This window comes from Lacisediminihabitans sp. H27-G8 (genome assembly GCF_046156175.1).
Lineage (GTDB): Bacteria > Actinomycetota > Actinomycetes > Actinomycetales > Microbacteriaceae > Lacisediminihabitans.
Genome location: NZ_JAYLVL010000003.1, coordinates 339,906 through 364,619 on the forward strand (window position 1 = coordinate 339,906; position 24,714 = coordinate 364,619).

At 67.9% G+C, this 24,714-nt stretch carries 26 protein-coding genes and 1 tRNA gene; 9 read left to right on the forward strand and 18 right to left on the reverse strand.

What is annotated here, in order from left to right; genetic code table 11:
• Positions 1–4: 4 nt before the first annotated feature.
• The gene (locus tag VLI63_RS10935; RefSeq protein ID WP_409156889.1) at positions 5–877 is read right to left on the reverse strand and encodes an N-acetylneuraminate synthase family protein; all 873 of its coding nucleotides are present in this window, start codon (positions 875–877) and stop codon (positions 5–7) included.
• Complete coding sequence (locus tag VLI63_RS10940) at positions 874–1,590, reverse strand: cytidylyltransferase domain-containing protein (protein WP_409156890.1); 717 nt, start codon at positions 1,588–1,590, stop codon at positions 874–876. Before VLI63_RS10940 ends, VLI63_RS10935 begins: the two co-directional genes overlap by 4 nt.
• 142 nt (positions 1,591–1,732) lie before the next feature.
• Here VLI63_RS10940 and VLI63_RS10945 point away from each other — a divergent pair, with 142 nt between their 5' ends.
• Complete coding sequence (locus VLI63_RS10945) at positions 1,733–2,920, forward strand: MFS transporter (RefSeq protein ID WP_409156891.1); 1,188 nt, start codon at positions 1,733–1,735, stop codon at positions 2,918–2,920.
• A gap of 9 nt (positions 2,921–2,929) precedes the next feature.
• Here VLI63_RS10945 and VLI63_RS10950 read toward each other — a convergent pair whose 3' ends face one another.
• The 7 genes from VLI63_RS10950 to VLI63_RS10980 all read right to left on the reverse strand — a co-directional run bounded on the left by VLI63_RS10950 (position 2,930) and on the right by VLI63_RS10980 (position 9,973).
• A complete protein-coding gene (locus VLI63_RS10950) occupies positions 2,930–3,895 on the reverse strand; it encodes an NAD(P)-dependent alcohol dehydrogenase (RefSeq protein WP_409156892.1) in 966 nt (321 codons plus the stop codon).
• Entirely contained in the window at positions 3,892–4,125 is a 234-nt protein-coding gene (locus VLI63_RS10955) for a helix-turn-helix transcriptional regulator (protein ID WP_409156893.1), read from the reverse strand. The genes VLI63_RS10950 and VLI63_RS10955 overlap by 4 nt, the downstream gene beginning before the upstream one ends.
• Complete coding sequence (locus VLI63_RS10960; protein WP_409156894.1) at positions 4,119–4,547, reverse strand: hypothetical protein; 429 nt, start codon at positions 4,545–4,547, stop codon at positions 4,119–4,121. Before VLI63_RS10960 ends, VLI63_RS10955 begins: the two co-directional genes overlap by 7 nt.
• 101 nt (positions 4,548–4,648) lie before the next feature.
• Positions 4,649–7,123 carry a CHAT domain-containing protein gene (locus VLI63_RS10965; RefSeq protein WP_409156895.1) on the reverse strand — a complete coding sequence of 825 codons (2,475 nt, stop codon included), beginning with the start codon at positions 7,121–7,123 and terminating at the stop codon, positions 4,649–4,651.
• A 26-nt stretch (positions 7,124–7,149) separates the two neighbouring features.
• Entirely contained in the window at positions 7,150–8,814 is a 1,665-nt protein-coding gene (locus VLI63_RS10970) for a S8 family serine peptidase (protein WP_409156896.1), read from the reverse strand.
• Between the two features lie 56 nt (positions 8,815–8,870).
• Positions 8,871–9,362: a hypothetical protein gene (locus VLI63_RS10975; RefSeq protein ID WP_409156897.1), complete on the reverse strand. Its 492-nt coding sequence runs from the start codon at positions 9,360–9,362 to the stop codon at positions 8,871–8,873.
• Complete coding sequence (locus tag VLI63_RS10980; protein WP_409156898.1) at positions 9,359–9,973, reverse strand: RNA polymerase sigma factor; 615 nt, start codon at positions 9,971–9,973, stop codon at positions 9,359–9,361. Before VLI63_RS10980 ends, VLI63_RS10975 begins: the two co-directional genes overlap by 4 nt.
• A gap of 137 nt (positions 9,974–10,110) precedes the next feature.
• On the opposite strand from VLI63_RS10980, the gene VLI63_RS10985 reads away from it, so the two are divergent.
• From VLI63_RS10985 to VLI63_RS11000, 4 genes are all read left to right on the forward strand, one after another.
• Positions 10,111–10,192: transfer RNA gene (locus VLI63_RS10985), tRNA-Leu, on the forward strand.
• A 94-nt stretch (positions 10,193–10,286) separates the two neighbouring features.
• Positions 10,287–11,015, forward strand: a complete 729-nt coding sequence (locus VLI63_RS10990) for a DedA family protein (RefSeq protein WP_409157238.1) — start codon at positions 10,287–10,289, stop codon at positions 11,013–11,015.
• A gap of 113 nt (positions 11,016–11,128) precedes the next feature.
• Complete coding sequence (locus VLI63_RS10995; protein WP_409156899.1) at positions 11,129–11,827, forward strand: ABC transporter ATP-binding protein; 699 nt, start codon at positions 11,129–11,131, stop codon at positions 11,825–11,827.
• Entirely contained in the window at positions 11,824–13,113 is a 1,290-nt protein-coding gene (locus tag VLI63_RS11000; RefSeq protein ID WP_409156900.1) for an ABC transporter permease, read from the forward strand. The genes VLI63_RS10995 and VLI63_RS11000 overlap by 4 nt, the downstream gene beginning before the upstream one ends.
• A 15-nt stretch (positions 13,114–13,128) precedes the next feature.
• Here VLI63_RS11000 and VLI63_RS11005 read toward each other — a convergent pair whose 3' ends face one another.
• From VLI63_RS11005 to VLI63_RS11030, 6 genes are read right to left on the reverse strand one after another with little or no spacing between them, the layout of a single operon-like run.
• Positions 13,129–13,671, reverse strand: a complete 543-nt coding sequence (locus tag VLI63_RS11005) for a HEAT repeat domain-containing protein (protein WP_409156901.1) — start codon at positions 13,669–13,671, stop codon at positions 13,129–13,131.
• Between the two features lie 28 nt (positions 13,672–13,699).
• Positions 13,700–14,929 (reverse strand): Nramp family divalent metal transporter, encoded by a 1,230-nt coding sequence (locus tag VLI63_RS11010; RefSeq protein ID WP_409156902.1) that lies wholly within the window; start codon positions 14,927–14,929, stop codon positions 13,700–13,702.
• A 9-nt stretch (positions 14,930–14,938) separates the two neighbouring features.
• A complete protein-coding gene (rdgB, locus tag VLI63_RS11015) occupies positions 14,939–15,544 on the reverse strand; it encodes an RdgB/HAM1 family non-canonical purine NTP pyrophosphatase (RefSeq protein ID WP_409156903.1) in 606 nt (201 codons plus the stop codon).
• A complete protein-coding gene (gene rph, locus VLI63_RS11020; RefSeq protein ID WP_409156904.1) occupies positions 15,541–16,278 on the reverse strand; it encodes a ribonuclease PH in 738 nt (245 codons plus the stop codon). Before rph ends, rdgB begins: the two co-directional genes overlap by 4 nt.
• A complete protein-coding gene (gene murI, locus VLI63_RS11025; RefSeq protein ID WP_409156905.1) occupies positions 16,275–17,129 on the reverse strand; it encodes a glutamate racemase in 855 nt (284 codons plus the stop codon). The genes rph and murI overlap by 4 nt, the downstream gene beginning before the upstream one ends.
• Before the next feature lie 25 nt (positions 17,130–17,154).
• Positions 17,155–18,615 (reverse strand): cryptochrome/photolyase family protein, encoded by a 1,461-nt coding sequence (locus tag VLI63_RS11030; RefSeq protein ID WP_409156906.1) that lies wholly within the window; start codon positions 18,613–18,615, stop codon positions 17,155–17,157.
• Between the two features lie 92 nt (positions 18,616–18,707).
• On the opposite strand from VLI63_RS11030, the gene VLI63_RS11035 reads away from it, so the two are divergent.
• The gene (locus VLI63_RS11035) at positions 18,708–19,964 is read left to right on the forward strand and encodes a nicotinate phosphoribosyltransferase (RefSeq protein ID WP_409157239.1); all 1,257 of its coding nucleotides are present in this window, start codon (positions 18,708–18,710) and stop codon (positions 19,962–19,964) included.
• 32 nt (positions 19,965–19,996) lie between these two features.
• Here the strand turns inward: VLI63_RS11035 and VLI63_RS11040 are convergent, their stop codons facing one another.
• The 3 genes from VLI63_RS11040 to VLI63_RS11050 all read right to left on the reverse strand — a co-directional run bounded on the left by VLI63_RS11040 (position 19,997) and on the right by VLI63_RS11050 (position 22,699).
• Positions 19,997–20,260, reverse strand: coding sequence for a DUF3039 domain-containing protein (locus tag VLI63_RS11040; RefSeq protein WP_185202991.1), 264 nt, complete (start codon positions 20,258–20,260; stop codon positions 19,997–19,999).
• Positions 20,261–20,363: 103 nt separating this feature from the next.
• Positions 20,364–21,941 carry an ABC transporter permease gene (locus tag VLI63_RS11045; protein WP_409156907.1) on the reverse strand — a complete coding sequence of 526 codons (1,578 nt, stop codon included), beginning with the start codon at positions 21,939–21,941 and terminating at the stop codon, positions 20,364–20,366.
• A complete protein-coding gene (locus VLI63_RS11050; RefSeq protein WP_409156908.1) occupies positions 21,917–22,699 on the reverse strand; it encodes an ABC transporter ATP-binding protein in 783 nt (260 codons plus the stop codon). The genes VLI63_RS11045 and VLI63_RS11050 overlap by 25 nt, the downstream gene beginning before the upstream one ends.
• A 22-nt stretch (positions 22,700–22,721) precedes the next feature.
• On the opposite strand from VLI63_RS11050, the gene VLI63_RS11055 reads away from it, so the two are divergent.
• From VLI63_RS11055 to VLI63_RS11065, 3 genes are all read left to right on the forward strand, one after another.
• A complete protein-coding gene (locus VLI63_RS11055) occupies positions 22,722–23,072 on the forward strand; it encodes a hypothetical protein (RefSeq protein ID WP_409156909.1) in 351 nt (116 codons plus the stop codon).
• Positions 23,073–23,312: 240 nt separating this feature from the next.
• Complete coding sequence (locus VLI63_RS11060) at positions 23,313–23,462, forward strand: hypothetical protein (protein WP_409156910.1); 150 nt, start codon at positions 23,313–23,315, stop codon at positions 23,460–23,462.
• A gap of 548 nt (positions 23,463–24,010) precedes the next feature.
• Positions 24,011–24,703, forward strand: coding sequence for an NTP transferase domain-containing protein (locus VLI63_RS11065; RefSeq protein ID WP_185202987.1), 693 nt, complete (start codon positions 24,011–24,013; stop codon positions 24,701–24,703).
• Positions 24,704–24,714: the final 11 nt, after the last annotated feature.

Below are 24,714 nucleotides of genomic sequence, written 5' to 3' on the forward strand. Positions count from 1 at the left end.
GGGATCAGGCAGAGACGCGGCGGAGCTTCGCCAACGGGGCGAGCTCCCCCGGGAAGACGCGCTTCACACCATCACCCATGGCCTCACCGATCACCCGGATGTCGCGCACGAGGTGCTCGAAACCCTGCGGCTCGAGCGACGCGGCGTGGTCGGAGCCCCACATCGTGCGGTCGAGGGTGATGTGGCGCTCGACCGCCACAGCGCCGAGAGCGACCGCGGCGATGGAGATCTGCAGGCCGCGCTCGTGACCGGAGTAGCCGATCGGCACCCCGGGGTAGCGCTTCTGCAGGGTGGTGATGGTGCGGAGGTTCGCCTCTTCTGCGGGAAGCGGGTAGGTCGAGGTGGCGTGCAGGATCACCAGGTTGCCGGTGCCGAGCACCTCGACCGCGCGGTCGATCTGCTCGAGCGTTGACATGCCGGTGGAGAGGATGATCGGCTTGCCGGTCGCGGCGAGCGCCTGGAGCATCCCGATGTCGGTGACCGACGCGGAGGCGACCTTGTGCGCGACAACGTTGAGGTCTTCGAGGAAGTCGACCGAGGGCTCGTCCCACGGCGAGGCGAACCAGTCGAGTCCGCGCAGCGTCGCGTAGTCGCCGATCTCGATGTACTGCTCGCGGCTGAACTCCACCCGGTAGCGGTATTCCAGGTAGGTCATCATGCCCCAGGGAGTGTCCCGCGGGGTGTTCTTCATGTGCTCCGGCGTGGAGATCTCCGGCGTGCGCTTTTGGAACTTCACGGCCTGGGCGCCGGCATCCGCCGCCACGTCGATGAGCTGGATCGCCGTTTCGACGCTGCCATTGTGGTTGAGGCCGATCTCCGCGATCACATAGACCGGTGAGCCGGTGCCGATCTTCGAGGTGCCGATGTTGACTGTCATGAGTGCTCCAATTGTGGGGAGTGGGACGGATGCGGCATGGGGGTGGTGTCGACGAGGGGGGCGATCGCGTTGGCGAGCATCAGCTCATCGACGGTGTCGATTTCGATGCCGGTGCGCTCATCCACGATGGCGACACCGACCCGGCCGAAGAAGCGGAACCGGGCACGGCTGAATCCCGCCGCTCGCATCACGTAGAAGCCGCCGGTCTCTTGGAAGTGCGGTTCACGATCCTGACGCCGGGGCCGCGCCGACGGGTCATGGTTGACGCCCGTCGCGCGCCCCTCGCCGTCGAGCTGCCAGAGAAAGGCGAAGGTCTCGACGCCGGAGAAGACCACGTCTTCCTGGCCGCTCCGCACCCGCTCGATGGCTTCGCAGAGGGCCGCCGAATCGATGAACGGCGAGGTGGGCTGCAGGAAGACGACGATCTCGGCGGCCGGTTCGATGTGCTCGAGCGCGTGCAGTACCGCCGACTCCGAGGTGGCCCGGTCTCCGGAGAGGTGGGCCGGACGGTCAACGACCTCCGCGCCGGCAGCGTGGGAGGCATCCGCGATGGCGAGATCGTCCGTCGTGACGACGATCCGGTCGATCAGTCCGCACGAGCGCGCAGCCTCGATCGCACGCACCACGAGCGGAATGCCCGCGACAGTACGCAGATTCTTGCCGGGGATGCCCTTCGAGCCGCCCCTGGCGGGAATGACTGCGACGATGCTCATCAGTTTCTCCGCTCTTCGAATCTCTCGTTCTTGCGAGACTAGGAAGGCGAAGCGGACTCCAGTTGGCCACCGGATGAACGGCGGGCGACGGTGCGGTTGCGGATTGTCCCTACACTCGAAATGAACGAGGAAGGCACGGTCGATGAGCACTCCCTTCCCCGACGCCCACCGAGCGTGGACGGTTCTCACGCTCGGAGTCGCCGCCCAGACCTCCGGCACCGTGTTCGTGAGCGTGCCGGCCTTCCTCATCCCGCTGCTCCACACCGAACGCGGGCTCAGCCTGGCGCAGGCCGGACTTCTCGCCGCAACCCCCACCATCGGAATGGTGCTCACCCTCATCGCCTGGGGAGCACTGGCCGACCGCATCGGCGAACGCTGGGTGATCGCGGGGGGTCTCGGCCTGGTGGCTCTCGCCACTGTCGGTGCGCTGCTCTCCACCGGCTATGTCGCCCTCGGCATCTTCTTCCTGCTGGGAGGGATGGCCGCGGCCAGCACCAACGCCGCGAGCGGTCGCGTCGTGGTCGGCTGGTTTCCCAAGGACCGCCGGGGACTCGCGATGGGCATCCGCCAGACCTGCCAGCCCCTCGGGGTGACCATCGCCGCCGTTACGGTGCCGTCCCTGGCCTCAGCCGGCGGCATCGGGGCAGCCCTCATCGTGCCTCTCGCGCTCACCGGCGTCTTCGCCGTCGCCGGCGCGATCGGCATCCGCGATCCCCCGCGGCCGGTGAAGGAGCCCGGCGTTCCCACCCCCAACCCCTATCGCTCGAGCGGGTTCCTCTGGCGCATCCACGCGGTCTCGCTCCTGCTCGTCTTCCCGCAGTTCACCCTCTCGGTCTTCGGCTTGGTGTGGCTGGTCACCCAGTTGCAGGTGCCGGCTCTCGCCGCGGGACTGCTCGTGGGGGCCGCCCAGTTCGTCGGGGCGATCGGCCGCATCGGCGTCGGCATCCTGAGCGACCGCGTCGGCAGTCGGGTGCGTCCGCTGCGCTGGGTCGCGATCTCGGCATCCGCCGTGATGCTGTTGCTCGCGGCTTTCGGGGCGCCGAAATGGAGCGCTGCCGCAATCGTCCTGGTGATCGCGATGACCGTGACCGTGGCCGACAACGGGCTCGCCTTCACCTCCGTCGCCGAGATGGCCGGGCCGTCCTGGGCCGGTCGCGCGCTCGGTGCCCAGAACACCGGGCAATTCCTGGCGGCCTCCATCGTCGGCCCCGCGGTCGGGGCGCTGATCGGGCTGGTCGGCTACCCGCTCGCTTTCGCAGCCGTGGCACTCTTGCCGGCAGCGGCAATCCCGCTCATCCCGGGCGAGGCCGCGGAGCACGACCGGCTCTGAAGCCGTCTGCTACGGAGTGATGACCAGTTTGCCCCGGGGGTCACCCGCTTCGAGCATCCGCAGCGCATCCTTCGCCTCGCTCAACGGGTAGACCCGATGGATGACCGGCACGAGCGATCCAGCTGCAAGAAGCTCTGCCAGCAGCAGCAGGTCCGAGCGGCGTTGCACCGCGGCGAGACCCGTCAGCCGCTGCCGCACGAACAGGGAGATGAGCATGGCCTGGAGAGAGCGCTGGAAGCCGCCGAGGATGCGCCCGCCGTTCTCGCCGCCGATGATCACGAGCGTGCCCGAAGTGGCCAGGGATCGACGCAGGAGCGACACCGGCCGGTTTCCGGCCAGGTTGAGGATGAGGTCGTAGCGTTCGCGCCCCAGCCCGTCTGTCGTGTAGTCGATCACCGCATCCGCGCCGAGCGCCCTCACCAGCTCGAGCTTCCCGGTGCTGCACACACCGGTGACTATGCCGCCCCAGTGCTTCGCGAGCTGCACCGCGAAGATGCCGACCCCGCCGGCCGCGCCGATGACGAGCACCCGCTGGCCCGCCGAGAGGCGGCCGGCGTCGCGCAGGCCCTGCAGCGCCGAGACGGCAGAGGTGGGAACCGCCGCGGCCTGCTCGAAGCTCACCCCGGCGGGCAGGGGCACGAGCAACTCCGCGGGGGCGCTGGCGAACTCGGCGAGGGATCCCCGGCAGACGCCGAACACCGGGTCTCCCGGCTGCACCGCGGTCACGCCGCTGCCCACGCTGTGCACGATGCCCGCGACATCCATCCCCCGGGTTCGCTGCTTCGGGCGACGCAGCCCGAAGCCGAACAGGCGCACGAGGGAGGGCAGTCCGGTCATCAGGTGCCAGTCTCCGCGGTGCAGGGAGGCCGCCCGCACCTCGAGGAGCACGTCGGTGTCGCCGATCGTAGGCACATCGACGTCGGCGAACTGCATCACGTCACTCGAACCGTAACGGTCTTGCACGAGGGCTTTCACGGGGTTTCTCCTGTGGATGCGGGGTACTGGAACACGTCGTCTAAGGGCACATCGAAGACGCCGGCGATCTGGAACGCCACCTCGAGGGAGGGCGAATAGCGCCCCTGCTCGATGGCGATGATGGTCTGGCGGGTCACGCCGACCCGGGCGGCGAGGTCCGCCTGGGTGAGCTCGCCGGCGGCGAAGCGCAGGCGACGGATGTCGTTGGTGATCCGCGTGGCCTTCACCATGTCTGGAAGCCCCGACGGTAGGCGATGATCTTGGCGACGGATCCGACGATCGCCGACAGCACGAAACCGAGGTAGATCGCGTTGGCGATCCAGAACGGTGCGACTTCGATCAGCGCTAGCCAGAGGGCGGTGACGGCGCCGACGATGAGGAACGACTGTCCGATGTAATCGCCGAGCCGGTTGATCTCCCGGTCGCGCTGGTCTTTCTCGGCCGCACCCTTCGGCGCGAAGAAGGAGCTGAGGATGTCGAGCACAATCGACGCGACGATGGCTCCCCCGATGCTCCAGATCAGGGTCCAGGCGTAGGGCGCATCTTGGAGAGCACCGCCGCCGACCCGCCCGAGAACGATCACGAGGTAGCTCGCGTACGCGACGGTGGTGACGAGCACCATGATCCACGCGCGCTTTTCTGAGACGGACATGAGCCCTCCCTTTCGAAATGTAAAGAATTACTGACATGGATGAATGTAATGCTTATTACACATCATGTCTAGTATTTTTTACATGCGATTGAAAAGCGGTCTCACCACCCGGCCCCGTAACACTGGAAAGCCGGCCGACGCGCGGAGGACGCCCCGGCGGCCACCAGCGCATCGGCCGGCGCCACGCCAGAGGCGAGAAGCCCATGGGCCTCGGTGAGCAGCTCGCAGGCGAGGGAGTCATCCACGCTGGCGGGAGCCGCGATCACGCAGCGCACCCCCGCGTGCAGCCAGGCCTGCGACATACCGAGAGCCTCCTGCCCCCAGCGCACCGCGGACCGCCCCACCTCGCACGCGGAGAGCACCACCACCGTCGGCACGGCGGGCAGCTGGTCCACGTCGTAGCCGAACCACGGGCCGTCCGCGAGGAGGACGCCGGAGAAGAGCGGGTTGTCGGCCGAATGCCGACCGTGTGCCGAAAGGTGGAGAAGATCCACCCGCTGGGCGAGGCCGGAGACCGCCTCGCTCGTCGCGGCCGCTCCGACCAGCACCGTAGAGGTCGCCCAACCGGCCGCGGCATCCGTCACCTCCTCCTCGGCGCGCGCGACTCCCGGCCCGGCCGCGAATCCCACCGAGCGCAGCGATAGGCCGCGTGCACGCTGGGCCAGCCACCGCGTCGCGGAGACCGGCAGGGTCAGCGGTCGACCGCGCAGCGTCGGCAGCAGCGACCAGGGCAGTCCCGCGAGAACCCCGGGCGGCGTCACCACCAGCCGACCGGTGCCGATGCGGTCGCGAACGGGCCCGACGATCAGGCTGTCCAGCCGGTCGAGACGGTGGGCAAGACCGGCGTCCACGACCTGCTGCATCGCGGGCGAGAGTGTCGCGGCAGCCATGTCGAGGTCGGCGAGCAGCCCCTCGAGTTCGGTGCGGATCGGATCGAGCGGCCCGAGGTCCACGACGGTCGAGCTGTCGCCCGTCACCGCGAGGGCGGTCAGCCGTTCGCCAGACCAGAGCACGGCGAGAAGCGCCGAGTCTTCCGGGCCGAGCTCCGCCTGCACGCGGTCGAGCGTGACCAGCTCCTCGATGCTGCCGGATCCGCGGCCCTCCCATTGTCGGGCGCGGATCGCCGACCTCAGTGCAGCCTCCGCTCGCCCATCGGCCGACAGGGGGGACGGATCGGAGGCCCGCAACTGGCGCAACTCCGCCAGGTCGGCGGCGTTCGCGGCGTTCGCGGGAGGCCGCAGAGGAACGATCCGTCCGGTGAGGTTTCGCGTGCGCTCGGACCATTCGAAGACCTCGGATGCCCGCCCGGTTGCGACCGCCTGCCGGATGCCGACGGTGATCAAACCCGTGCCGTGGGCGACCAGCGCGCTCTGCAGGTCGAGGCTTCCGAAGCTGGACTGCCACTCGGCGAGCTCATCGAGACCGGTGCGAGCCAGCGACAGCGCGCGGGAACGCCGCCCCTCGAGCACCGCGAGCTCGGCACCCACCTGGCGGTGAAGCAACCGAGCGCCGATCATGGTTCCGCGGGTCAGTGGAGCCCCGTCGAGTGCCGAACGTGCCCCCGCGGCATCCCCCGATTGCAGGCGGAGACGCGAGCCCTGAAGCCGCAGGGTGACCGCGTCCCCCTCGAAGTGCCGCGCGCCGAGGGCGAGCGCCACCTGCTCGATCTGCTCGAGGAGCCTGCCTGCCGACTTCGCTGAACCGGCCGCCCGGGAGGACACGGTGGCACCGAAAGCGAATGCTTCGGCCCGCAGTGCCCAGCTCTCACTGCCGCGCGCCCGAAATCGCCGGGCGGCCCGGCGGGCGAGCGCGGCGGCACGCCGTGCATCCTCGAAGACCAGCGCCCTGGCCTGGGCGAATTCCGCTTCGGCCTGCGCCTGGCGCAGTCCGCGCAGGCCGTAGGTGCGGGCGACCGTCGCCAACAGGTCGATCGCCTCCGAGGTCATCCCCGCGCTCAGCAGCACCTCCGCGCGGTCCGCATCGCAGGTCGCGAGAGCGACCGGGGAGAGGGCCGCGAGCACCGGCCGGGACTCGTCCATCAGGCGAAGGGCGGCGATCAGGTCTCCGGCGAGCATCGCCGCATAGCCCTGGTTGTTTCGGGCCTTGGCCAGCTCCACCGGATCGCCGGCTCGCTCGAACGCCTCGGCCGCCGCGTCGAAGTCCCGACCGGCAGCCCCCACATCCCGGCGGTCGAGAAAGGCGAGGCCGCGATTGAGGAGCACCACGCCCAGACGCGCCGGATCCGAGTCGAGCTGCGAAATGGCCCCGGTGAGAAACTCGACGGCCGCATCGACGTTGCCGCGTCGGAGTTCGATCAGGCCGATCTGGCTGCCGAGCACCGCTCGGGTGTGGGTGCTGAGGCCCGACGCCTCCAATGCCGACCGACAGAGAGCAATCCCGCGGTCCGGATCGCCGGTCTCCGACTCGAGGTAGGCGACGGTGCCGATGATCCGTGCGGTGAGTTCGGCATCCTGCGATCGCCGCAATGCCTCATCGAGGGCCGTGCGCGCGGAGGCATGGCGCCCCGCGTTCGAGTGCGCGACACCGCGCTGGTACAGGACTGCCGCCGACAGCATGCCTCATTATGGCGCGGCGGCAGTGCTCAGCGCGCGGCCGCGGTGACCTTCTGCAGGGCGGCTGACGCCACCTTCACCCGCTCGGCGACGGAGACTGAACCGGCCTTCGGCAGCACCCCCGCGTCGAGCGCGGACGCCACGGCCCCTGCGATCAGCGGCGCGGCGAAGGAGGTGCCGCTCCAGATCGCGAAACCGCCGCGGAAGTCATCCGGATCAATCGACTCCCGCATTCGGATGCCACTGCCGAAGTCGCTCGAGACGCGGGCGAGGGGCTCGTCGCCTCCGTTGAAGGCCGGCATCGTCGAGAAGACGGAGCCGCCGGGCGCGCTGCATGAGATCCATGGGCCGTCATTGCTGAACATCGCCACAGTCGAACCGTTCGGGTTGAGGGCCCGCGCGGCAACGATCGGCACGGCGTCCTCGACCAGATGCACCGGCCCTCCCCCGCCCAGCCACGGCGCGAACGCGGCGGGGAACATCGGACGGTCCGTCGCGTCATTTCCCGCGGAACACGCGACCACAGTTCCGCAGCGCCCCATCGACGCGAGCAACTCGTACATCGTGGGGTCGAACAGCCCGTCCTCGGGGGTCTCGTGGTAGTACCCCATCGACAGGGAGAACACGTCGATTTCGCAGCCGTCGGTGCGGCCCTGCGCCGCCCGACCGATCAGCGTCGCGATGGCGGTGAGTGCCGCGACGAGCTCGGATTCGACGATCACGCCGTTGGCGTCCACCACCCGCCAGGCCACGATGTCTGCCTCCGGGCAGGCCTGGTGGATAAGTCCGGCGATGAATGTCCCGTGACCCGAGACTTCGTCGAGCGCTCCATCCATCGGCCCGACCAGGTCGCCGTCGAGCTCCGGATCGGTAGCCGCCCCGACCTGACCGATCGGAACCCCGTCGAGCAGAACCGCGGTGTTGACGATCGGGTCGAGCCACGAGTGCAGCCCGCACCCGGTGTCGAGGGTCGCAACCACCGGGCGTCGACCATCATCGACCGTGCGATCGCGACGATACGGAGCCGCGCCCGCATAGGCCACCGGCTGAAGACCCCCGCTGCCCTGCGAGCCGTAGCTGGCGATCGCCCCCACGTCGACGCTCGACCCGGCCGGGTTCGTCGAGTGGAACGGGTTCGTCGAGTGGAACGGATTCGTCGAGTGGAACGGGTTCGTCGAGTGGAACGGATTCACGCCGATCGAGTCGACGGTGAGTAGGTGATCGAGACCGACCCCCTGCACGGCATCCCGGCCGAGCAGCGCGCGCGCTCGTTGCAGAAGCGTCCAGGCATCCGGTGCCGGCACGGCTTCACCCACCCGCGCCGTGATCAGGAATCGCGAGACGCCGAGCACCCCGGTGGCCCAGGGATATCGGCGCACGCGCTCCTGGCGCGAGGCATCCGGCTCCGGCAGCAGGGAGGTGACGAACTTCTCGTCGCGCGTCAGGTCCCAACCCAGTTCGCCCGCGACGCGGCCGAGACGCTCGGCATTCGCTGCGACGTCGGCGAGAGTGGAGACGAGGATGCGATCGGGAATGTACGAGGTCGGATACGCGCGGATGCCGTCGACCGTCACCGCCGCCGGATCGAGGATCCTGCCCACCTGGGCCGGATACCGGTCGTCCCAGCGGCGCCGGGGTCGCGACCTGCCGTCGGATGTGCCGCTGCTCAATTCGCTGCCGCCCTGCTCGCTCAACCCGATCTCCTTGCCCTTGGTCGATTCCGTTACTCGTGCTCGCTATACCGTGCCCGTCAAACCGTGAAGTAATCGGTGGTGAAACCCTGCCGCGCCTCCGCGGCCCCCGGCCCGAGCTCGGGCTGGAGCCACATCCGCGTTCGTCCCGCGGGAATGTCGGGGAAATCGAAACGCCCCTCGGCACTCGCAGCGGTGGTGAAGTCATCATCGTCCTGCTCGAGCCTCACCGACAAGGCCGCGGCGGGCGCGATCCACCCGTCGACGCGGCGTCGGCCGTCACCGAGGTCGCTCACCCGCAACATGATCGACCGGGTGCCGTGGGCGAATTCGAGAAGCTGCACATCGGAGACCCCGCGAACCCCGACCGCCGCCCCGCTCGACTCGAGCATGGTGAGCATGGCGTATTCCACGCCGAGGTCGCGGGTCGCCAGCGCGACGAGCACGTTGTCCACCAGCCCGTCCGGCATCGGATCGCGCTGGCGCCACAGCGTTCGAAGGCGAGAGAACAGGTCATCGTCAGAGAGCGGAGATTGATCACGGATCGTCATCGTGCACCTTCCATCAGCTCGAGAGCATCCCGCAGCTTCGACAGGCAGCGTGCGCGAGTCGGGCCAATGCTCCCCACCGGCATGTCCAGGTCCTTCGCGATTCTGGCGTAATCGGGCCGCTGCTCGAAGGCCACGATGCGCAGCAATCGTTGGCATCGCTCGGACAGCGCTCGCACACAGGCCCACAAGCGGTTCTCGCCGTCCCGCGCGATGGCCACGTCTTCGGCGGATGCCTCGTCTTCGGTCACCGCTTCGAGCACCTCGTCTGAGACGGGGATGCTTGCGGCACTGCGTTTGGATACCCGCCAGGCCTCGCGGCGCGCGGTCGTCAGGAGCCACGCGGCGATGGCATGGGGGTCGGCGATCGACCCGGAGCGTTGAACGAGTGTCAGCCATGTGGTCTGAACGACATCCTGGGCCTGGTCCTGGGCAAGACCATAGGCGCGGACGACCTGCCAGAGAACGGGTGTCATGGTGTGGACCAACTCATCCATCGCTCCGGGATCGCCGGAGAGCCAACGGCTGAAAGCCGCCGCGGAATCATCCCAGATGACATGCGACTCCGTCCGTTGGCCGTCGGGTCGGCCGCGGACGGAGTCGTTGTCAGTCATGGATTGAATTCTCATCACCCCTCAGGAGCGGGGCAAGCCCTTACAGATACATCGGCCGACTGATTTCTTCGACCGACTTTCGGCGCAGGCTGTAATCGGCCCTCGCAGACCCGGCCCGGTACACTTGGGGCGCACTCGCGGGAGTGGTGAAATTGGTATACACGCAGGTTTTAGGTACCTGTGCCGCAAGGCGTGAGGGTTCAAGTCCCTTCTTCCGCACAGCGTTTTCCCGGGCGATGTCGTCGCCGCCCAGCCCCACGACGCGGCCATCGACTACCCTGACACCAACAGACGACTGGAGTACCTCGCCTTGCTGCACAACGCACTCGTTCCGTGGCTCGATCCCACCCTGCTGATCCATCAGGCAGGACCGTGGGCGCTGCTCCTGGTGTGCGCGATCATCTTCGCCGAAACCGGCCTGCTCATCGGTTTCATCTTCCCCGGCGACACCCTCCTTCTCATCACCGGCCTGCTCACCTTCACCGGCACCATCCAGATCCAGATCTGGTGGGTGGCACTCGCCATCGGACTGGCGGCATTCATCGGCGGCGAGGTCGGCTACTACATCGGCAAGAAAGCCGGACCGCGCATCTTCGAGCGCAAGGAGACCGGGCTCTTCAGCATCGCGAACGTGAAGCGCACCAACGCATTCTTCGAACGGTTCGGTGGATCCGCCGTCATCCTCGCCCGATTCGTGCCGATCGTCCGCACCTTCGCACCGATCGCGGCCGGTGTCGGCAAGATGGACTACCGCAAGTATTCGCTTTACAACGCGATCGGCGCCTTCGTCTGGGGCGGCGGAGTGACGACGCTCGGCTTCCTGCTCGGCAACATCAAGCCCGTGGCCGATTTCGTGATCAAGTACGTGGATCTCGTGCTGCTCGCCGTGGTGCTTCTCACGCTCATCCCCACCCTCTTCCACCTCTTCCAGTCGAGGCTGAAGGCACGAAGGGCCGCCCGGCTTTCCGGCGGCGCGGTGCCCATACCGACCGACGCCGAAGTGACGATCGACCAGAAGTACTTCGACCAGAAGAAGGACTGACCGGCAGGTCCTACGCCCCCGGGAGTAGCCGGGATTCGTCCGAGAGGATGCCGGCCGGGGGACGTGGAGGGCGCAGGCTGGTGGCACACCCCCTACCAAGGAGCCTTCCCCTCATGCCGGTACCGATTCTCGCTGCGCGCGATGTCACCAAGTCCTACGGTCGGGGGCCCGGTCGCTTTGATGCGCTCAAGGGTGTTTCGCTCGAGATCTACGAGGGCGAGTCCGTCGCCATCGTCGGCAAGAGCGGATCCGGCAAGTCCACGCTCATGCACCTCCTCGCGCTGCTTGATCGGCCGAGCAGCGGGTCCATCGAGCTCTCGGGATCGGATGCCCTCCTCCTCACCGGCCGCACCCTCAACGTCACCCGCAATCGCACTTTCGGATTCGTGTTCCAGCAGTTCTTCCTCACCGGCGGCGCCTCGGTTCTCGAGAACGTGATCCTCCCCCTGAAGATCGCCGGCATCGGCGTGCGCGACCGCAAGCGCCGCGGACGGGCCGCGCTCGCCCAGTTGGAGCTCGAAGACAAGGCCACCAACAAAGCGAGCGACCTCTCGGGCGGCCAGAAACAGCGGGCGGTGATCGCGCGCGCCCTCGTCAACGATCCGCGCATCATCTTCGCGGATGAACCGACCGGAAACCTCGATAGCGCGACCGGTGCAGTGGTCGAAGACATCCTGTTCGGACTCAACCGGGACAAGGGAATCACCCTCATCGTCGTGACCCACGACGCGGACCTCGCGGCACGGTGCGATCGGCGCATCTACATCCGCGACGGTCTCGTCGTCGACTCCGAGAGCGCGGTGGCCGCATGAGGACCGTCGACGTGATCGGCACGGCGATCGAGAACAGCTTCCGCAGCAAGCTCCGCACCACGCTCACGGTGATCGCCATCTTCATCGGCGCTTTCACCCTCACCATCACCAACGGTCTCGGCACAGGCATCAACGACTACATCAACAGCACTGTCGCGGCCATCGGTGCCCAGGACGTGCTCACCGTGACAAAGGTGGGCACCGATGCGACCACCACCGGGCCGAAGAAGTACAACCCCGACCTCCTGGCCTCCAGCGCCGGTCGTCCCGGCAGCACCGTGCAGGCGTTGACGCCCAGCGACATCAGCACCATCACGGCCCTCACGGGTGTGAAGTCGGTGCAACCGACGCTGTCCGTCAGCCCCAACTACATCCAGGTCGGATCCGGCACGAAGTATGCGCTCAACGCGAGCGGCGCGGTGCCCGGCATCAAGCTCCAGCTCGCCGCGGGGGCACAACCGAGCTCCACCTCGAGCGAGTCCCAGATCGTGGTGGCGAAGTCGTACGTGAAAGCCCTCGGGCTCTCTAGTGACTCCGCCGCGATCGGCACCCTGGTGAAGATCGGCGTGACGGATGCCGCGCAGAATTCCTCCACCGTCGATGCGACCATCGTGGGCATCTCCGACGCCAGCCTCGGCGCGGTCGCTGACGTGGCGACCACCAACTCCGCGCTCACACAGAAGCTCTTCGATACCCAGAGCGTCGGCCTCACCGGGTCGGCGAAGGACCGCTACTCGCAGGCATCCGTGCGATTCGATTCCGCCGCGACCCCGGCAGAGGTCACCCAGCTTAAGGACCGCCTCACGAAGGCCGGCTACAGCGGCCAGACTGTCGCGGACCAGATCGGTACCTTCAAGACGGTGATCGACGCGATAGTGCTCGTACTCAACGCCTTCGCGGTAATCGCGCTGCTCGCGGCGAGCTTCGGCATCGTCAACACCCTGCTGATGTCGGTGCAGGAACGCACCAAGGAGATCGGGCTGATGAAGGCGATGGGCATGGGCGGCGGCAAGGTGTTCGGCCTCTTCAGCTTCGAAGCGGTCTTCATCGGCTTCCTGGGCAGCGCGATCGGAGCCGGGATCGCCATCCTCGTCGGCACCGGCGTGAGCGCGGCGCTCTCGGGATCGGTCTTCTCGGCCCTTCCCGGCCTCACGCTGATCGCGTTCAGCCCCGGGTCGATCGCCACGATCATCCTCGTCGTGATGGCGATCGCCTTCGTCGCCGGCACCCTTCCCGCCGCGAAGGCGGCGCGCCAGGACCCGATCGAGTCCCTGCGGTACGAGTAGCGCTACCGCTAGTCGTTACGGTGCGGTGGTGCGCTTCTCGAGGCGCACCATCGCATCGTGGGCGGAGCGGCGCACTTCCTTCTCTTCGTCCTTGAGCAGCAGGGTCAGGGCCGGCAGGTGGCTGGCATCCCCCACTTCGCCGAGAGCCCGCGCGGCGGCACCGCGCACTCGCGCCACCTCGTCGGACAGCATCGCCGTGAGCGCTTCCTGCTCGTCGAGCCGGCGGATGAAGGCCACGCGGGCGCACATCTCGCGCACCCGCCAGGCCTGGTCGCCGAGTCCGCGATGCACGGCGGATGCCGCGGAGTCGGCCCACACGAAGGTGAGAGCCCGTGCGCCCCAGACTTCTGGCCAGTAGAGCGGCGGGGCTCCATCCAGCACTCCCTGGGCGTGACGCCCACCCACGATGAGCAGGAACTCCTCGCCCTCGTTGCCCCCCATGAGCAGCGAGGCGGAACGGTCGACCACCACCTGCTCGCCGAAGCGCGCGACGGCGGCGGTGATGCGGTCCCCGGGGGAATCGTCGATCTGGACGGTGGATGCGGAATCGTCAGTCATGGCGGGTTCAACGGTACCGCGCCCGGGCCTAGCCCGTGATCGTGAGCCAGATGAGCGCCAGGTTCAGCGCGATCACCAACACCACGATGAGCGACATCGCCCATCGGGCCGGTCGCCGGTTGGCCTGCTCCCCCATCACCGCGGGATCGTTGGTCAGCCTCAGCAGGGGGATGAGGGCGAAGGGGATGCCGAAGCTCAGGAACACCTGGCTCACCACCAGAGCCCAGGTCGGGTCGATGCCCGCCGCGAGAAGCGCGACCGCCGGCACCAGGGTGACCACTCGGCGCACGAAGACGGGGATGCGACGCTTGAGCAGCCCGGCCATGATCGTGGCTCCCGCGTAGCTTCCCACCGAGGTGGAGGCGAGGCCGGAGGCGAGAAGCCCGATGGCGAAGACCAGGGCGATCCCCGGTCCGAGCGCGGCTCCGATGGCCGCGTGGGCTCCCGCGATGGTGTCGGTCGCGCCGACACCGCGCAGGTTCACTGCGGCGAGCAGCAGCATCCCGACATTGACCAGTCCGGCGATGCCGAGGGCGATGATCACGTCCCAACGGGTGACACGCAGGATGCGGCGTCGGGCCTCCGGGGCGGTCACGTGTCCGTGGCGGTCCCTGGCCAGCGCCGAGTGCACGTAGATGGCGTGCGGCATGACGGTGGCGCCGAGCATGCTCGCCGAGACCAGCACGGAGCCGGAGCCCTCGAATCGCGGCACGAGGCCGCCGAGCACGGCGCGGCCGTCCGGCGGGGTGACGAACAGTCCAGCGAGGAATCCGATGGCGATGATCGCGAGCAGTCCGATGATCACCGATTCGAACGGCCGTTGGCCGTAGCGCGACTGCACGGCGAGGAGGCTGAGCGAAACGGCGCCGACGACGATGCCACCGAGGAAGAGCGGAAGCCCGAACAGCAGGTTGAGCGCGATCGCGCCACCGATCACCTCGGCGAGGTCCGTGGCCGCGGCCACGAGTTCCGCCTGCGCCCAGAATAATCGGCGGGAGCGGTTTCCCATCCGGTCGCCGATGAGCTCTGGAAGGGAGCGACCGCTCACCAGGCCGAGCTTGGCGGAGTGGTACTGGATCAGTGCCGCCATGAGGCTCGCTGACACCAGGACCCAGACCAGCAGGTATCCGTATCTCGCGCCGCCGCTGATGTTCGCCGCGACGTTGCCCGGATCGACATAGGCGATCGCCGCCACAAAAGCGGGGCCGAGAAGAAAGAGGCCGCGGGCCGCCGGACGGCTGCGGGCGGTGGCGGTCATCCCCGAATTCTAAGTGGGCTGGCCGAGCAGCAATTCGTGGACGATCGGCATCAGCGCGTCGAAGGCGCGAGCGCGATGGCTGACCGCATTCTTCTCGTCCGGGTGCAGCTCGGCGGCGGAGACGTTGTAGCCGGCCGGCTTGAAGACGGGATCGTACCCGAAGCCGCCACCGCCCACCGGCTCGCGCAGCACGCTCCCGGGCCAGCGGCCGAGCTCGACTCTCTCGCGGCCGTCGGGCAGCACGAGCGCGGCGGCGCAGAGGAACTCGGCGCCGCGGTCATCAACCCCCTCGAGGTTCCTGACGAGAAGGCGCACGTTGTCCGCATCGTCCCGCGTGCCGGCGTAGCGAGCCGAATGGATGCCCGGGGCGCCCCCGAGAGCCGCCACCGCGATTCCGGAGTCATCCGCGATCGCGGCGAAACCGGTGTGAGCGGATGCCGCCCGTGCCTTGATCAGCGCGTTTGCCTCGAAGGTGTCGCCATCCTCCACTGGTTCGGGGCCGTCGTAGGCCCTGAGGTCGATCCCGTCGAGCCTGCGTCCGAGAATCCTTCGGAGTTCGATGACCTTGTGCGCGTTGTGGGTGGCGAGCACCAGGGGAACAAGGACCGTGGTCATCGAGCGAGACTCTCCACCTGAAGTCTGGTCAGGTCGGCCCCACCGCCGAGGGCGAGGTCGAGGAGGGCATTCAGCTCGGTGCGGTCGAATGGCGCACCCTCGGCCGTGCCCTGCACTTCGACGAAGAGGCCACGGCCGGTGACGACGACGTTCATGTCGGTCTCGGCTCGCACGTCCTCGGTGTAGGCGAGATCGAGCATCGGAGTGCCGTCGATGATGCCGACGGAGACGGCAGCGACGCTGTCGATGAGCGGCACAGCCTTCTGGCCGATGAACTTCTTCGACCGACCCCACTCGAGGGCGTCGGCGAGGGCGACATAGGCACCGGTGATGGCCGCGGTGCGCGTGCCACCGTCGGCCTGCAGCACGTCGCAGTCGATCACGATGGTGTTCTCACCGAGTGCCTTCATGTCCACGACGGCGCGCAGCGACCGGCCGATGAGCCGGGAGATCTCGTGGGTGCGCCCTCCGATCTTGCCCTTCACCGATTCGCGATCCATCCGGTCGTTGGTGGAGCGCGGAAGCATCGAGTACTCGGCGGTGACCCAGCCCTTGCCCTTTCCGGTCATCCAGCGCGGAACGCCGTTGGTGAAGGAAGCGGTGCAGAGCACCTTCGTGCGCCCGAAGGAGATGAGGGCGGATCCCTCCGCCTGGTCGCTCCAGCCACGCTCGATGGTGATCGGCCTCAGCTGGTCGAGCTCTCGGCCATCGATGCGGGGTCCTGATGCGGTCATGGGGTGCCGCCTTTCTGGTTGAGGGTGGGAAGGGTGAGAGCGCCGGTCTCGACGAGTTCGACCGTGGAAACCTCCGGCCCGAGAAAACGACGTACCAGACGGGTGAACTCCAGCGGGGAGTCACCGGTCGCCTCGAAGACGTGGGTGGGTGCGACACCGGCCTCGCGTTCGATGCCGTGCCGTACGAGGGTGCGGTAGACGTCGAAGGCCGTCTCCTCCGCGCTCGAGACGAGGGTGACATCCTCCCCCATCACGTACTGGATCGCGGCGGACATCAGCGGGTAGTGCGTGCAGCCGAGCACGAGGGTGTCGACTCCGGCGTGCTTGAGGGGTGCGAGGTAGTGCTCGGCCACCTCGAACAGTTCCGGGCCGCTCGTCACCCCGGCCTCGACGAATTCGACGAATCGGGGGCACGCCTCACTGAACAGGGTCAGATGCGGTGCCGCGGCGAAGGCGTCGTCGTAGGCCCGGGAGGTGATGGTGCCGACGGTCCCGATCACCCCGACCCGGCCGTTGCGGGTCTGCCGAACTGCAGCACGCACGGCGGGCTGGATGACCTCCACGACCGGGATGCCGAGGGCTTGGGTGTATCGCTCCCGAGCATCCCGCAGCATGGCCGCCGAGGCCGTGTTGCACGCGATCACGAGCATCTTCACGCCCTGAGAGACCAGGTCGTCGAGCACCTCGAGCGTGTAACGCCGCACGTCGGCGATGGGCTTCGGACCGTACGGCGAGTGTGCGGTATCGCCGACGTAGACCAGGGATTCGTTCGGCAGCTGGTCGAGCACCGCGCGGGCCACCGTGAGACCGCCGACCCCGGAGTCGAAGATCCCGATCGGCGCGTCATCCATAGGGTCCGAGTTTACGCGGGATGCCCTACAACGCGGTGCGACGCCGTTCCTGGTCGACCACCTGCTCGCGGTCGCTCAGCCGTCGGAGGCCGGCGAGCGGCTGCGCCATGCGGAAGTTGCCGCGGATCTGCGGCTCCACCCGGTCGAGGAATGCCCAGTATCCGGCGGTCACCGGGCAGGCGTTCGGGCCGAGTCGCACCTTCGGGTCGAATCGACAGCCGCCGCAGTAGTCCGTCATCCTGTTGACATAGGCACCCCCGGCCGCATAGGGCTTGGTGCCGACGATGCCTCCATCCGCAAACAGGCTCATGCCGACGACGTTCGCGGGCATCACCCAGGGGGTGCCGTCCACGAACATCCCGATGAACCACTCGTTCATCTGCTTGGGGTCGTAGCCGCGCTGTAGTGCCCAGTTGCCGATGATCATGAGCCTCTGGATGTGATGCGCCCAGCCGTGTTCGCGCACCCCGCCGATCGTCTGGCTCAGGCAGTTGGCCTCGATGGCGGATGCCTCGAGCTCCAGCAACTCGCGGGGAATCGGCTCCGTCGCACCGAGGGCGTTGCTGTTCACGTAGTCCTCGTCCAGCCGCCAGTACAGGTGCCACACCCAGTCGCGCCAGCCGCAGAGCTGGCGCACGATGCCCTCGACGCTGCCGATCGGCGCCCGCCCGGCGCGATATTCGGCCTCGACCCGGTCGATCACCTCACGCGGATCGAGCAAGCCGAGGTTGAGTGGTGCGCTGAGCAGGGAGTGCGCCATCGTCCAGTCCCCGGTGAGCGTGGCATCCTCGAACGGCCCGAAGTCGCCGAGGCGACTCTCGATGAAGTCGTCGAGGGCCAGCCGCGCCTCCCCCGTGGTCGCCGAGAATCGCCGCGGACCATCGTCACCCACGAGGGTGATGTCGCCGGCGGCCTGCCAGCGATCGAGATCGTGGCGCACCCCCCGGTCGATGTCGTCCTCCTGCGGCCACCAGGGTTCGGGCAGGCCGAGGGTGAGGGCCCGCTTCGGCGGGGGTTGGCGGTTCTCGTGGTCGAAGTTCCACTGGCCGCCGGCGGGAGCGTCGCCGTCCTGCAGGATGCCCGTGCGGCCCCGCACCCAACGGTAGAAGTCCTCCATGATCGGGCGACCCTTTCGGGCATCCGCCCACTCGGCGAAATCCGCCTCACTCGTGACGAAGCCACGGCTCGGAAGCACCGTCGCTCCGACCGATCGCACGAGGCGCCTCGCCGCATAGGAGGTCGGATCGACCACTTCGAGGTCGTCGCGCCCCTCCACCACGTCCCGGTAGTGCTCGACCTGGTGGAACTCCACCCGGTCCCCGAGCTCGGCCGCACGGTGGCGGATCGCCGAGAGGATGAGGTGAGCCTTGGCGCGGTGAATGGGCGCGCGGCGCAGCGCGGAGCGAGCCTCGATCAGCAGCATCCGTCCGCCATCGTCGAAGGCATCGCCCAGTTGGCCAGCGAAGATCCAGCGGGTGCGCTCCATTCGAGTCACCGTACACGCGCGGCCTGCAGCCTAGGCTGGCTACTGTGACCGATGCCGTATCTTCGCTGCTGACCGACCGCTACGAGCTCACGATGCTGAACGCCGCCATCCGCGCCGGCACTCATGATCGCGACTGCGTGTTCGAGGTCTTCGCTCGCCGTCTCTCCGGTGGGCGTCGCTACGGAATCGTCGCCGGCACCGGGCGGCTGCTCGATCTGATCGACGACTTCCGCTTCACCGACCGTGAACTCGACTGGTTGCGCGACAACGACGTGGTCTACGACCGCGCTCTCGACTGGCTGGCCGACTACCGCTTCACCGGCAGCATCTCCGGCTACCAGGAGGGCGAGGTCTACTTTCCCGGCTCCCCCATCCTCGTCGTCGAAGGCACCTTCGCCGAGGCCGTGATCCTCGAGACCCTCGCCCTCAGTGTGCTCAACTACGACTCGGCGGTGGCAACGGCCGCCTCCCGCATGGTCTCTGCCGCGAGCGGCCGTCCCCTCGCGGAGATGGGATCGCGGCGCACCGGTGAGCGCAGCGCCGTCGCCGCCGCCCGCGCGGCCTTCATCGCCGGATTCGCGGCGACGAGCAACCTCGAGGCCGGCCGGAGCTGGGGTGTGCCGACCATGGGCACCTCGGCGCACTCCTTCACCCTCCTGCACGACACCGAGGAGGATGCCTTCCGAGCCCAGGTCGCTGCCCTCGGCCCCGGCACCACCCTCCTCGTCGACACCTACGACGTCACCGCGGCCGTCGATCTCGCCGTGCGGGTCGCGGGCACCGGGCTCGGCGCCGTGCGGATCGACAGCGGTGACCTGCCAGAGCAGGTCGGAGCGGTACGCCGCCAACTCGATGCCCTCGGTGCGGTCAACACCAAGATCACCGTGACGAACGACCTCGACGAGTTCACGATCGCGGCCCTCAGAGCCGCCCCGGTCGACTCCTATGGCGTCGGGACCTCTGTGGTCACCGGGTCGGGTTCCCCCGCCGCCGGTCTCGTCTACAAGCTCGTGGCCCGCAGGGATGCCGCGGGCGACTGGATCTCCGTCGCAAAGAAGTCCCCGGAGAAGGTATCGATCGGCGGTCGCAAGTTTCCCGTGCGTGAGTTCACCGCGGCGGGCACGGCGAGTGCCGAGGTCATCCACGTGGGGCAGCCGGAGGCCACTACATCCACTCACCGGCCCCTGCTCGTGCCGCTGATTGTCGACGGGGTCGCCGTGGAGAAGTACCGCGGGGAGGCCGGAACGCGGCTCGCAAGGGAGCACCGCGCGGCGGCGATCGCGGAGCTGCCAGAGGAGGCATTCCGCCTCGGTCGCGGCGACCCGGTGATCCCGACCCGTTACGCCTGAGACCCTCTGCGCTCAGCCCGCACCCTCTCGAGCTACTTCTTCAGTCCGTCGTAGATCTCTTTGCAGGTCGGGCACACGGGGAACTTCTCCGGATCGCGCCCCGGCGTCCACACCTTGCCGCAGAGCGCGATCACGGGCTTGCCGCTCAGTGCCGACGCGAGGATCTTCTCCTTCTGCACGTAGTGGGAGAAGCGCTCGTGGTCGCCCTCTTCGATCTGCTCCTGGTTCAGGAGTTCTTCGAGTTCGCGGTCCAGCGTGTCCGTACCGCCGCCGCCCTGTTGTGTATCGCCACTCATGACGCCATTTTACGCGTGCACGAGAGCCCCATCGGTGAAGAGCGCTATCGGTGAAGAGCCCATGGGTGAAGAGCCCATGGGTGAAGAGCCCATGGGTAAGGAGTCAGTGGCGCAGGGTGAATGCGAGCAGCTCCGGCGACCGACGACTGTAGATGTGTCCGCCCCAGAGCACCCCGAGGGCGAGCACAACCAGCCCCATTCCCAGCCCCACCAGGAGTGAGAACGTCGACCAACTGGTCACACCGGGATGCAACAGGCCCTGCAGAGCGAACCAGAGAGCGGGCGCCGACAGCGCGATCGCCGAGAAGAAGGTGAGTGACTGGATGAGACCCGCGCCGGTACCGCTGGCCTGGGGCTGCGCGTAGGGACTGTCGCCCGGGCGCACCGACGGGTAGGGAAAGCGTGCAGAGACCACGCTCGACAGGCCGAGCCCGGCCAGCAGCAGACTGGAGCTGACCCCGATCAGCGACGGGAGCACCCCGTCGTCGCCGGAGATCGCCGCGGCGATCGGAGACCCGATCGCGATCAGCGGGATGCCGATCACCAGGGCGGGCACCATGCGCCCGAGCCGGTCGGCCCATCCCGAGGTATTCGACGCGAGGTGAAGCCACACGGCCGAACTGTCGCTGGCGACGTCGTTGTGCATCGACCATGCGAGGAACAGGCACATCACGGGCACCGGGATCAGGGCGAGCACGCTGCCGGGTACGCCGGCGACCGCGAGCACGACCACGAACAGCAGCGGTGCGACCGGCACGGCGAGGAGAGTCGTGTGGTACCGGGCATCGCGGATCCAGTACGTGATGCTGCGGGCAGCGATCGCGCCGACGGGAGAGTCCGGCAGACGACCGAACCAGCCGAGACCCACGTAATTCGAGGCTCGCTCGCGTCGCTGTGGCGCCACCAGCAGCCGGGCCACCAGTGCGCGCCAGGCCACCCACAGCAGCCCGGCGGTCGCAGCGGCGATGAGGAGCTTCAGCACAGCGGCTCCGGCATTGCCGGATGCCGCTTCGGCCGGCGCAGACCAGGCAGCCCCGATCGGCGTCCAGCCCGCGACATCCGCCACGGATTTGAGAGCGTTGAGCCCGCCACGATACCAGTCGACGGAAGCGAGCAGCGCGATCGCCGGGGCGAGAAGCACGAGAACCACGAGCATGATGAGCGTCGTCAGCTCTCGGGCGCGGCGGGTGGCCAACAGGAGGGAGGCGATCGAACTGGAAACCCGTGCAGCGAGCAGGCAGGTGGCGAAAATCAGCACCGCAGAGAAGAGAGCGATGATCACGGACAGCGGATTCCGTGCCCAGGTCACCACCTGCGCGATGGCGACTGCCGCGATCGCGAGTGACGGAAGCCCGACGAGCCCCGCGAGGGCGACGACGACTGCGAGACGATTCGCGGGGATGCCGAACAAAGAGAACGCTCGAGGATCGAGGCTGTTGTCCGCACCGAGGGCGAGAGGCACGAGCAGGAATCCCAGCACGATCGCGGATCCGACGGCTACGGTGATGTCGCCCGCGAGCACCGGTTCCACCCGGCGGAGGGAGGCGAGGCCGGCCACTGTGAACCCGGTCGCTCCGATCGCATAGAGCAGGCCGACGATGATTCCGAGGACCTGCAGCGGACTACGGCGAAATGTATTCGCGAGCAGCCGCAGTTTCAGTCCGAGAAACTGTGCAACCACTCCATGCCCTCCGCTGTCTTGCGCCCACCCGCGAGTTCGAGGAATCTCTCCTCGAGCGAACCGGCGCCACGCACATCCTCCATCGTGCCGGAGGTGAGCACCTTGCCGCTCACGACGATCGCCACGAGGTCGCAGATGCGCTGGATCAGGTCCATGCTGTGGCTCGACAGCACCACGGTGCCCCCGGCAGCGACATAGCGCTGCAAAATCGTCGTGATATTCGCCGCGGAAACCGGATCGACGGACTCGAAGGGTTCGTCGAGCACCAGCAACCTCGGCGAGTGGATCATCGCGCAGGCCAGTGCGATCTTCTTGGTCATTCCGGCCGAGTAGTCGGAGACGAGGCGTCCGAGGGCATCCTCCAGACCGAAGGCGATCGCCAAGTCGGTGGAGCGCTGCTTCACGGTTCGTGCGTCGAGCCCGCGAAGCGTCCCGGCGTAGTGCAGGAGTTGGCTTCCGGTGAGGCGGTCGAAGAGCCTCAGTCGGTCGGGAAGCACTCCCATGGCACGCTTGGCGGCCGCCGGATCCGTCCAGACGTCCGCGCCGTGCACGAGGATGGATCCGTCATCCGGCCGAAGAAGACCGGTCACCATCGACAGCGTGGTGGTCTTGCCCGCTCCGTTCGGCCCGACGATTCCGAACATGGTCCCGGCGGGAACCGAGAGGCTCACGTGGTTCACCGCGACGGTGTCACCGAAGCGCTTCACGAGATCGGAGACCTCGAGCACGACCTGCCCTTCCGCGACGGCCGAGCGCACGCTGGAGGCGGACGGAGCGAGGATGGCTTCGGGGATCGTCTCGGCCGGCGACGGTTCGACGGTGGTCCTGGTCCGCTTCGCGCGACCAGCAGGCTGGGGCTCCACGGGAGCGGGAGCAGGAGCGGGAGCGGGAGCGGGAGCGGGAGCGGCAGCGGCAGCGGCAGCCGGATTCGGTGAGATGGGCTGCGGCGGCACGGGCTGCGGCGGAACGGCTCTCAGCGGGACGGCCGTCGGCGGCACAGGCTGCGGCGGAACGGCCGTCGGTGGGGCCGCCGTCGGTGAAGCAGGAGGGCGTACCGAGGTCGACCGCGGAATCGTCGAACGCGGAATGGAGGAGCGAGGTCGCGTGGCCCGCGGAGTCGTCGCCCGCTGAGTCGTCGTGCGCGGAATAGTCGCCCGCGGAATCGTCGACAGGGGCGGGGTGGCCATCGGCTCGGCGTCCTGCGGCGCCGCGGTCTCGGCTTCAGTTTCGGCGCCCGCTTCCGCTCCGGAGCCAGTCTCGGCTGCGGCTTCCGCTCCGGTCTCGGCGGAAACGGGCTCGAGGCTTTCGGGCGCGGCTGGATCCGGTGCTTCTGTCGGGGACACAGCTGATTGAGGGGCCCTGGGATCTTCGGTGGTCGGCGTCTCCGGTGCGGTAGCCGCCCTAGCTGGGGCTTTTGGGCGGGTCGTCCGCGGAGCCGTCGCCCTCGCAGCGGCGGGCTTCGCAGCGGCGGGCTTCGTCGCGGCGGGCTTCGTCGCGGCGGGCATCTTGGGCGGAGTCTGAGAGGCGGCATCCGAGGAGGAAGCCGCCTCCGCCGTGGAACCCCGGGGCGTCGCAGGCTTCGCGGCCGATGTACGTGCCGCGGGCGTGCGCGGGTTCGGCGTGCGGGATGTGGGGGTGCGGGGGGCCGCCTTCGCGGACGAGGCGGAGGCGCCGGAATTCGCTCGTGGAGCAGCGGGACGGCGCGCCCGGGGCGGGGTGCCCGCGGGCTTCGCGGGAGTCACGGAATCGTCGCCGGAACTCGGAGCCGCCGGCTCCCCTGCTGGCTTCTCCTCAGGTTCTAGATCCACCTGTCAACCGTACCAACGCTGACTGGGATGCCTGTGCGAGAACTGGGCATCTCATCACGAATTGAAAACGCCATCCGCCCACCCCTGTGCCAAATTGGCTCGAAAAGGTAGGGTAGTGATGCACAACGACGTGTCCAGGCAACAGTCTGGGGATGAATAAACGGTGAATCTCTTCGCAATCGCAACCTAATGACGATTGAAAATCGATCGGATTCGGACACCTGCCCCGGTCAAGACCACAGTCAACTGAGGAGACAAATCGTGAGCACGCAGATCGTTATTCTGGCCGCCGGCATGGGCAGCCGTCTTGGACGTTCCCTGCCGAAGCCCCTCACCGAACTCAGTGACGGCCGCACCATCATGCAGCAGCAGTTCGACAACATCAAGCAGGCCTTCGGCACCAGCGCCAAGGTGACGATCGTCGTCGGCTACAAGCTCGAGCACATCATCGAGGCCTTCCCCGCCGCGTCCTTCGTCTACAACGAGCAGTACGACCAGACCAACACCTCCAAGAGCCTGATGCGCGCACTGCGCGCCTCGGGCCAGGGTGGCGTTCTCTGGATGAACGGCGACGTGGTCTTCGACCCCGAGGCCCTCGTGCGCGCCAAGAAGATGGTCGACGCCGACCAGTCCTTCGTCTCCGTGAACACCGAGAAGGTCTCTGACGAAGAAGTCAAGTACACGGTGGATGCCGAGGGCTACATCAACCAGCTGTCGAAGACGGTCAAGGGTGGTCTCGGCGAGGCCGTAGGGATCAACTATGTCGCTCGCGGTGACAAGGCTGCGCTCATCCGCCAGCTCGGTCGCGTCGACGACCAGGACTACTTCGAGCGCGGTATTGAGCTGGCAATCGAGCAGGACAAGCTACGATTTGAGCCGGTAGACATCTCCGACCTCTACGCCGTAGAGGTTGACTTCGCGGAAGATCTCGAGCGGGCGAACCTCTTCGTCTGAGTTCACGCCTC